The sequence below is a fragment of the Methanosphaera sp. A6 genome (assembly GCF_001729395.1).
Classification (GTDB): domain Archaea; phylum Methanobacteriota; class Methanobacteria; order Methanobacteriales; family Methanobacteriaceae; genus Methanosphaera; species Methanosphaera stadtmanae.
Window position 1 is genome coordinate 1 of sequence record NZ_MAIF01000128.1, and the last position, 10795, is coordinate 10795.

The window sequence follows — 10795 nt, forward strand, 5'->3', positions numbered from 1 at the left end:
TTGTGCTTATTTTATACCTACTTTCTTAAAGTTTCTTTTAAATTAATTAAAAGATATAAAAATAATATATAAAAAATAGGAATTTTTAATCAATAGGATGTGATACTATAAATAATTCTAAAAATAATAAGACATTTAGCTATGAATCTAATTATAAATTAATTGAACAGTCAAAATATTTCAATGAAACATTCTACAGAAAACATAATCCTAATATAAAAGAGGATGATGATCCTATTGATTATTTCTTAAAAAATGGAAGAAAAGAAGAATATCCTACCAGTAAATATTTTAATCCAAAATGGTACATGGATTTATATAAGGATGTACAACTTTCTAATATGAATCCATTGATTCATTTTTTAAGATTTGGTATTAAGGAAAAAAGATTGTATAGATATGCTAGAATAGATTATGATGATTTAGTAGGACTAGATAATAAAGCACGTATAATGGATTATTATGATGTAATATATGATTCTATAGAATTTGATATTGACTATTATATAAATGAAAATAATATAACTTCATTGAATAATCTTGATCCTATTATTCACTATATTGTATATGGAGTTTACCTAGGATATAATCCAAGTAATATATTTAATACAAGAGAATACATTAAAAATATTCCATATAATAAATTAACAACCAATCCCCTATATCACTACATTAAATATGCAACAACCACAACTACAGAATACTTGAATAAGAAACACATACTTCTAAATGCATACAATAAATACAATGTAAGAAGTTGTAAAAACATACTAAAAACTCTAAAACAAAAGATTTCAATTATAATACCAATATACAATGCATATGATGAAACACGTAATTGTATAGAGAGTGTACTTTTAAATACTCATATTAATTATGAATTAATACTAATTAATGATGCTAGTAGTGATAATAGAATAAAACATCTTCTAGATTCAATGGAGTCAATTGATTTTGTTAAGATAATTCATAACAAGGAAAATCAAGGATTTATAAAAAATGTGAATATGGGTATGAAACTAGCAGAGGGTGATGTTGTACTTCTTAATAGTGATACAATAGTAACACCTAAATGGTTATCACAACTAGTTTTCTCAGCATATCTTAATGATAAAATAGCTACTGTAACACCATTTTCTAATTCATCAGATATCTCCATTGAAAAATTAGGGACAAGTACAGATAGATTGTTTCTTAATTCAAATGCTTATCAACTAAATAAGTTAAGTGATACAACATACATTCAAGCTCCTACAGGTAATGGATTTTGTTTATTTATTAAAAGAAGTGCAATTGATGATTTAGGATACTTTGATGAAATATTTGATAAGGGTTATGGTGAAGAAACTGATTTTACAGCAAGAGCCAGAAAAAATGGATGGATAAATCTTAGAAATCAAACAGTATTTGTATATCATAGAAGACATGCATCATTTACATCTGAAACTGCAAATGAATTAAAAAAGAAAAACAAGAAGATATTATCTAAGAGATATCCTCAAATATATTCTGATTGGGATGAGTTTGTAAAATCTCCAAAGATTATAAATCAACTAAAAGAATGTGATTTACTAATAAAACCATATAAGAAATCACAACGTATATTGTATGTTACAACATATAACTCTGATGGTACTTTAGATATTGATGATGTATTTTATGAATTAGCTAGAAATTATGAATGTTACATCTTAGCAATAACATTAAAAGAAGTCTCAATACACTTATATGATGGTATTGGAAATTTTATAACCATAAAAAAATGGTCTACAAAACATATTGATGATGAGGAATATTTCATTAGATTATATTTCAATATGTTTATGAATTATAAGATTGATCTAGTTTACATGAAAAACTTCACAGCACTACATCATCCTAGAACTGTTAATTTAACTTTGTTTATTAAGTTTTTCAAATCCATGGAAGTTAATGTACTAAATGACTGTATATTTCTAGATAAAGAGAAGATAATTGATATGTGTGAGGAGAAATTCAATCCAGATACTTCACTTAATGAATTAATTAATGAAAAATCTAACTATATTAACTTTGATAATAAGAAAGTTGTAGTCTACACTGCTCTTACAGGACATTATGATGATCTTGTGACTCCAGAGGTAGTGGAGGATGACTTTGATTATATCTGTTTTACAGATAATCCTAATTTAAAATCTAATTTCTGGGAAATCAGATATATGGAAGAACTTAATCTTAATGAAGTTCGTAAGGCCAGACGATATAAAATACTTCCACATAAATATTTAGATGAATATGATTATTCTATATGGATAGATACAAACTTCGATATACATGATAGTCTAAAGGATTATGTTAATAAGTATTCAAAAAATCATAAACTTCTTGCAATTGCACATGAACAAAGAGATTGTATCTATGATGAAGCAGAAAAATGTATAGAAATTCAGAAGGACTTACCAGAAATCATTAACAAACAAATGGATAAATATCAAAAAGAAGGCTATCCTAAACATAATGGGCTTGTTGCTAGTGGAATTCTCTTTAGAAATCATCATGATAAGGATGTTATTAAAGTAATGGAAGACTGGTATAGTGAAGTTGTAAATTATAGTTTCAGAGATCAGTTAAGTTTTAACTATGTTTGTTGGAAGAATAACTTCGTGTATGATGAAAGTGACATATTCTACTTTAAAAATGAATATTTTCAAAGATTAGAACATAGTTCTATTGTTAAAATAAATCCAATATACACACAAAAACAAGTAGATAACATAGTTGAGGCTATAACTCAAACAACTACAATAATCATTCCAATATACAATGCATATGACCAGTTGCGAGAATGTATTGAATCTGTAAAAAAATATACTAAAACTCCATATGAATTGTTATTAATAGATGATTGTAGTAGTGATAGGCGTATAGAAAAGTTACTTAAATCACTGGAAGATGAAGAAAATATCACTGTTATTTACAATAAACATAATATGGGATTTGTTAAGAATGTGAATATTGGATTTAGTAAAACAAGTAATGATGTTGTACTACTAAATAGTGATACTATTGTTAGTAATAACTGGCTTGAAAAAATGAAATCTGTAGCATATACAAATTCAAATATTGCAACAGTAACTCCTGTATCAAATAATGCTGGAGCATTTTCAGTACCTACCTTAAATGAGAATAATTCCATTGATGAAAGATTAGGTATTAGTGGAACTGCCAATATTATTGAAAAGAAAAGTGAGAATAAAATCATAACAACACCTACTGGTAATGGTTTTTGTATGTTTATTAAACATGAAGCAATAGATGATGTTGGAGAGTTTGATTTAAGTTATGGTAGAGGTTATTGTGAAGAGAATGATTTTTGTATGCGTTTAATAGAAAATGGGTGGCAAAATGTAATTGATATGTCCACATATATCTTCCATAATCATAATGTTTCATTTGGTGATGAAAAAAATGAATTATTAAAGATAAACAGAGAACATTTAGGACGTAAATTTCCAGAATATAAGGCCAGAATAGATAATTTCATTGAATTAAATGAGTATAAGAAGATACGTGATAATATTAAATTATATCTTGAACATGAAAATAACATTCAATTTAATAGAAAACGTATATTGTATGTGATACATGAGGGTAAAGGTGGTACATTATACACTAGTACTGATTTAATGAAACATATAAGTAAGTATATGGATGTTTACATGTTAACATCAAACTCTAAAGAATTAAAAGTATATAAATACAGTTCATTTGAAGCAAATGATGATGTTAAAGAAGATTATGAGTTTTTATCCCATTTTAAACCATTATATTCATTTGATATTGAAACAGAGTATACTATTAAAACTCCATTCATACCAGAGTTTAATAAGTTCTACTTCAATATTCTAAAAATGTTACATATTGATATTATACATGTTAGACATCTTATAAAACATTCACTTGATATTGTATATACTGCTAAGAAGTTAGGACTTCCAGTTATATTCTCATTCCATGACTTCTACTATGTATGTCCATCACATAATCTTATTGATAATTCTAAAGAGTATTGTGGAGGACACTGTAGTCCTATTGATATGAGTGCTAAAAATAGACAGTGTAGTATTTCAACAAATTATGGTATTCCATTACTTAAGAAATATGTGGGAACATGGAGAGCTGCTATGGGTGACATGTTTAACTACTGTGATACATTTATAACAACATCTCCCTCAGCTGTAGATATATATGGTGAGTTTTATCCAGAAATAAAGGACAACATTAATATTATTGAACATGGACGTGATCTAAAAACACCAGATACTATAAATGTTCCAAAAATAGTTAAAAATAAGCCAATTAAAATAGTAATTCCAGGTAATATTGGACCTAGTAAGGGCGGAGTATTTATTAAAAATCTTAAGAAGTATGATGTTAATAATCGTCTTGAACTACATATTCTAGGTGATGTTGATGGTAGATTAGGCTTAGATGAGGTATGTGTCCTTCATGGAACATATAAAAGAAGTGAATTTTGTAAGTTAGTACATGATATTAATCCACATGCAATGGCAATATTTTCAATATGGCCTGAAACATACTGTCATACACTAAGTGAATCATGGAGTTGTGGATTACCTGTTATTAGTATTGATATTGGTGCTCCAGGTGAGCGAATTCATAGGAATGGTGGAGGATTTTTACTATCAAATAATCCTAAAGAGGCATATGATGAGATTATCAGCATATTTGATGATGAAGAAAGGTATTTGCGTGTTGCAAATGAAGTAAAAGACATTACTTTTAAAACTACTAAGGAAATGGCTGATGAATATATGGATATTTATAAAAAATTTCTATAATAAATAACAAAACTATATTAGATATGATATACATAATTTATAACAATATTAATTTAAGGGAAAAATTTTTAAAATAGTTGATAAAATGGATGAAATAACAATAATGTCTTATGAACATCTTATAGGTGGAGTATTTGCTGGAATAATATCATACTTATTTACTGTGAAAGGTATTTTACCAATAACTAATGAGTTTCTCGGAGTTATAATCTCTGTTGTAATAGTATATGGTCTTGGAAAATATGCTGAAAGTAGATATGGTAGGGAAAAAATATCATTAAGTTCATGGATTTCAAATGGAGTTCTTCTATATTACCTTGTATGGATGACTGTATGGATTTTCTTACTCAACTACGTTGTAATTTAATTATTAAACTATTTAACCACCCAATTCTTTTTTTTTAATTAAATATTTTTCTAGGTTTGATTATTTATGTGTTCTATAATTGGTGTTGTTGGAGAAAATGTTAAGTCAGATATAATTAATATGCTACATACACTAAAGCATAGAGGTCCAGATGGATGTGGTGTATATAGTAGGGGTAAAATTTATTTAAATAATGATATTTTAGATTGTGAAGATTCAAGTTTTATAATTGCTCATAATTTATTATCTATTGTTGGTTGTGATGAATTACAACCTTTCATGTCAGAAAATCTTGTTTTAGTATCTAATGCTGAAATATATAATTATAAAGAATTAATAAGTAAATATGATTTTGATTTAAGTAGTAATTCTGATTGTGAAGTTATTTTAAAACTCATTGAACATAATTATCATGATAACTTAAAAGAAGCCATTTTAAAGAGTATTGATTTACTTGATGGAGATTATGCTTTTTGTGTAAGTGATGGAAAAGACTATGTTGTTGTACGTGATAATGTAGGTGTTAAACCATTATACTATGGAAGTAATTGTGATAAATTTGCATTTGCATCAGAACAAAAAGCACTGCAAAAAATAGGTATCAATGATATTTATAACCTAAATCCCAGATTCATGATTTATAATGGTGATGTTATACAAATTAGGGATTGTTATAAAAGATGTGATTTTTATAATGATTATGATGTTGCTAAGGAGAAACTTAAAAATGCTATTGTTAGGTCTGTTAGAAAACGTGTGCAAGATTTAGATGAAGTTGCCCTACTTTTTTCTGGTGGAGTGGACAGTACTCTAATTGCATTGATACTTAAAAAATTAGGTATTAAAACTACATTGTATAGTGTGGGAGTTGAAACAAGTCAAGACTTAAAATATGCTAAAAAGATAGCACATGATATAGATATACCACTTACAATTCAAATAATTAACCAGGAGATTATAGAAAAATCTTTTTATCCTACTGTAAATACTATTGAAGATACAAATCTTATGAAAATAGGTGTGGGAATGACAATTAAATTAACATCTCATCTTGCACATATGGATAATCATAAAGTTATATTATCAGGACAAGGAGCAGATGAATTATTTGCAGGATACAACAGATACAAAAAGAAATACACAAACCATGACTTACTTAATGAAGAATTAACACATGATCTTAACAACATCTATGATGTAAACTTAGAAAGAGATGATAAGGCTACTATGAGTAATTCTGTTGAATTAAGAGTTCCATTTCTTGATAAAGATGTGATAGATGTGGCAAGTCACATGCCTATTGATTATCTATTAGATTCATGTGATGATAAAATAAGAAAACATATACTACGTGATGTTGCATATGAATTAGGTCTTTCTAAAGAAGCTGCATATAGACCTAAAAAAGCAGCACAGTATGGAACAGGAATAGATAAAATAATAAAGAAAAAAATTATTAAAAAACAACAATACAATAAGATACTCCAGTAGCTATGAAAAAGTTTTTAATAAATTTCTAAATATATTTAAATTATATTAAACATATTAAATAACATAAAACTGTAATTATATAAAAAAAAATTTAAAACTAAGGAGCATTAAATAATGGAAATACAAAAAGAAGCAGAACATATATTAAATAAATTCTCAGAAGTTTTAGAACAAATACCAGATTTAGAAGAAACACGTTATATTGTTGACAACTTAAATAGAACAAGAGAAGATCTTAAAGAAAGTAAAAATCCAGAAAAAATATTACGTAATGCACATGTTGATAAACAGGGAAGTATAGTAGCTGAAAAAGGGAAATGGACAAAATGAGATTAAAATTATTAATAGAATTACCAGATACACCTGGGCAATTAGTTAATATATTACGACCATTATCAGGATTAGGTGCTAATGTATCTACAATAATCCATGAACATGATAATAAAACATCAGATGGAAAAATACCTGTACATTTCACACTTGAAGGTGATCGTAGTATACTTAAAAAGGGTATTGAAATTATACGCGAAGAAAATATAGATATTGTAGAAATTGATGATGTACTGCAAAAAGAAACACAAACTTTCCTATTACTAGGTAATATTTCTACAAATAACATCATGGACACAGTACATAAAATTGATGAATTAGATGATATTAAAATTTCCAGTATAGATTTGAATATTGGAAATGATCTAAAGGAATCTGTATGTAAAGTTGTTCTTGAGACAAGAAATAACAAACGTCTAGAAACAACACGTCGCCTACAAGAAATTGCAGACAATGATAACTTAGTATTAATTAAAGAAATCTAGGAGAGATTATATCAATGACATCAAATAAGATGAGACTATGTGTTCTTGGTTTTGGAGCAGTAGGACAAGGATTAGCTAAAGTTGTTTTAATGAAACATGAAGAATTAATAGAAAAATATGGTATTGACTTGGAAATAACAGCAATAAGTGATAGATCAGGTGCTGCTATTAATCCTAATGGTTTAGATTTACAACAAGCACTAGATACTAAAGAAAAAACTGGAAAAATAAAGGACTATCCAGAATATGGTGTTAGTGGTGTTGATGGTGTGGAAGTTCTTGACAAGGCAGAATATGATTGTTTAGTTGAAGCAACACCAACAAATATTGATGATGGACAACCAACACAAACACATATATTAAAAGCAATGAATGATAAAAAAGATGTTGTTACATCAAATAAAGGACCACTTGCACTTAACTTTAAAACATTAATTGAAACAGCACGTGAAAATAATGTTAAATTTAGATTTGAAGCATCTGTTGGTGGAACTATGCCTGTTATTAACTTAGCAAGAGAATCATTAGCAGGAAATAATATTCATTCAGTACAAGGAATATTAAATGGTACAACAAACTACATATTATCACGCATGGCAAATGAAGGAACAGAATATGAACCAACATTAAAAGAAGCCCAAGAATTAGGAATAGCCGAAACAAATCCATACCAAGATGTTGAAGGATTAGATGCTGCATGTAAAATAGTTATTATTGCAAATTCATTAATGGGTTGGGATGTAACACTAGATGATGTTTCAAGAGAAGGAATTTCTGGAATATCATCCAATGCTGTTAAATTAGCTCTAAAAGATGGTTATTTAATAAAATTAGTTGCTGAAGCAAACGATGGTAAACTTAGAGTTGCTCCAATGCTAGTTAAACAAGGCTCACCATTTGCAGTGAATGGTACTTTAAATGTAATTACTTTAAAAACTGATTTATCTGAAGATGTGACAGTAGTTGGAGTAGGTGCTGGTTCAATAGAAACAGCTTCTGCAATTTTAAGTGATATAATTAGTATAGGAAAAAATAATAACAATTAAATATTATTTTTCTGCTTCTTAACCTTTTTTTAAAGTAAAATCTTTAAAAACTATTTTTTACATATTTTAAGTAAAAAACACTTCTTTTAAAAAAATATTTTTTGGTGATAATAATGACAGATGACAAATATATTGCTCCCCCATGGATTAAATACCCTACAGCCCCTGAAAAATCTGATTTCTGGAGAAATGGTAGTGGTGCAGAATATCTTATTAAATTTAATAAAAATATAACAGATAAAGACAAATACTATAAAATCTTTCCAAAAGCCCCAACATTTACACAAGAATTAGAACCTTCAACTTCATTAAGTGAAGATGCACAAGAATTAATTAAAAGTACCCTTAAACCACTCTTTATTAAGTTATGGACAAGGGATGGAAAACCTAAATATAATATTGATTTTAATGAAGATAAAAACTACATTCAAATGTATGATACAATCTATAAGGACACTACACATCACATCCATATTGGTACAAAAACATATGATTCAGCAAAAGAAATCATATCATTAATAGAAAATGACTTAAAAAGTAAATCTCCAGAGCTTTGGAATGAATTAAAATACACATTATATCTTAATGCACTCTACTATAAGATTGTTACAGATATAAACTTTACAAAGGAACTTATAAAAACAAAAGATAGATGTATTGTCTTTAAAAGTGACAACCTAGAATGGGGTGTAACTATTGATGATGGTAAATTAATAGGTCAAAACCTCTTTGGATTTGCAATGATGGAAATAAGAGATGTGTTATGTGATGTTTATGAAAACTATGACCTTATAGACTGGGACTTATCTGGAAGTCCATATAGTAAAGAAAGATGTAGTTGTAATCATGTACACTAAAAAAAAAGTTTAAGTTAACCTAAAAAAATATAATATCTAAATATAATAATATAATATAATAAAAAAAAACATACAAGTGATACAATGAAATACGTAATAGTAATAGCAGATGGTATGGCTGATGAGCCATTAGATGAAATCAATGGTGAAACTCCAGTAGTTCATGCAAATACTCCAAATATGGACTTTATAGCAAGAGAAGGATACACAGGACTTACAAAAAATGTTCCTGATGGAATGACTCCAGGTAGTGATGTTGCAAACACATCAATTATGGGATTTGATCCATCAATGCTCAAAGGAAGAGGACCACTAGAAGCACCAAGTGTTGGAGTAGAACTCAATGATAATGACGTGGCATTCCGTCTTAACTTCATAAATGTAAAAGATGGAGCCATCAATGATTTTACAGCAGATCATATCACAACAGAAGAAGCAGATGAACTTATAAAAGCATTAAATGAACATTTTGGTGATATAGGACAATTCTATACAGGAGTAAGTTACAGAAACTTATTTGTAATTTCAGATATTGCAATGGAAGATTTAAAATCCACACCACCACATGATGTTGTAGGACAACAAACAAGCAATAACAACCTAAAACCAGAAAATGAAAAATCAAAACTAATAAACAAATTAATGGAAGATTCAGTTGAAGTTTTAGAAAACCATCCAGTAAACAAAAAAAGAATAGAAGAAGGAAAACTACCAGCAAACATGATATGGTTATGGGGACAAGGAGCAAAACCAGTAATTGGAAACTTCCCAGAAAAATATGGACTAAAAGGAGCTACAATCACCGGAGTAGACCTATTAAAAGGAATAAGTACATATATTGATTTAGATGTAATAGAAGTTCCTGGAGCAACAGCATACTTCGATACAAATTATCAAAACAAAGTAGACTATGCACTCGAATCACTAAAAACACATGATGTACAATTTATACACATTGAAGCACCAGATGAAGCAGGACATGAAGGAAATCTACCTGAAAAAATAAGAGCAATAGAAAACATTGACAGTATCATACTTGAAAAATTATTAAAAGAACTACCAAATATAGATGAAGATTATACAATAGCCCTACTACCAGACCATCCAACACCAATTAACATAAAAACACATACAATGTCACCAGTACCATTTGCAATATACAGTACAAATATAAAAACACCAGATGATACACAAATTTTCTCAGAAGACATGAGCCAAGGAAAATACGATACAATAATTGGCCACACACTCCTAAATGAAATGATTAAAATATCTAAAGAATAGATATTGATTCATTTTATCTTTTTTTAAAGAATATTATTCTTTATATTATAATACAAATTTAAATCCATTAAAAGTTAATTTCTTGTTTTTATTT

Annotated in this window: 8 protein-coding genes; all 8 read left to right on the forward strand. The window is 27.9% G+C overall.

What is annotated here, in order from left to right; all coding sequences use genetic code 11:
* Window positions 1-341: 341 nt before the first annotated feature.
* The 8 genes from A9758_RS05070 to A9758_RS05105 all read left to right on the forward strand — a co-directional run bounded on the left by A9758_RS05070 (window position 342) and on the right by A9758_RS05105 (window position 10701).
* Window positions 342-4841 carry a glycosyltransferase gene (locus A9758_RS05070; protein WP_011406092.1) on the forward strand — a complete coding sequence of 1500 codons (4500 nt, stop codon included), beginning with the start codon at window positions 342-344 and terminating at the stop codon, window positions 4839-4841.
* Window positions 4842-4926: 85 nt separating this feature from the next.
* Window positions 4927-5208, forward strand: a complete 282-nt coding sequence (locus A9758_RS05075; RefSeq protein ID WP_048059698.1) for a DUF5379 family protein — start codon at window positions 4927-4929, stop codon at window positions 5206-5208.
* A gap of 66 nt (window positions 5209-5274) precedes the next feature.
* Window positions 5275-6699 carry an asparagine synthetase B gene (locus A9758_RS05080; RefSeq protein ID WP_011406090.1) on the forward strand — a complete coding sequence of 475 codons (1425 nt, stop codon included), beginning with the start codon at window positions 5275-5277 and terminating at the stop codon, window positions 6697-6699.
* A 114-nt stretch (window positions 6700-6813) separates the two neighbouring features.
* Entirely contained in the window at window positions 6814-7029 is a 216-nt protein-coding gene (gene gatC, locus A9758_RS05085; RefSeq protein ID WP_011406089.1) for an Asp-tRNA(Asn) amidotransferase subunit GatC, read from the forward strand.
* The gene (locus A9758_RS05090) at window positions 7026-7514 is read left to right on the forward strand and encodes an allosteric regulator of homoserine dehydrogenase (RefSeq protein WP_011406088.1); all 489 of its coding nucleotides are present in this window, start codon (window positions 7026-7028) and stop codon (window positions 7512-7514) included. Before gatC ends, A9758_RS05090 begins: the two co-directional genes overlap by 4 nt.
* 14 nt (window positions 7515-7528) lie before the next feature.
* Complete coding sequence (locus tag A9758_RS05095; RefSeq protein ID WP_011406087.1) at window positions 7529-8560, forward strand: homoserine dehydrogenase; 1032 nt, start codon at window positions 7529-7531, stop codon at window positions 8558-8560.
* 113 nt (window positions 8561-8673) lie between these two features.
* Window positions 8674-9417 carry an NADAR family protein gene (locus A9758_RS05100; protein WP_011406086.1) on the forward strand — a complete coding sequence of 248 codons (744 nt, stop codon included), beginning with the start codon at window positions 8674-8676 and terminating at the stop codon, window positions 9415-9417.
* 84 nt (window positions 9418-9501) lie between these two features.
* On the forward strand, window positions 9502-10701 hold the full coding sequence (locus A9758_RS05105) for a cofactor-independent phosphoglycerate mutase (RefSeq protein WP_011406085.1): 1200 nt from the start codon (window positions 9502-9504) through the stop codon (window positions 10699-10701).
* Window positions 10702-10795: the final 94 nt, after the last annotated feature.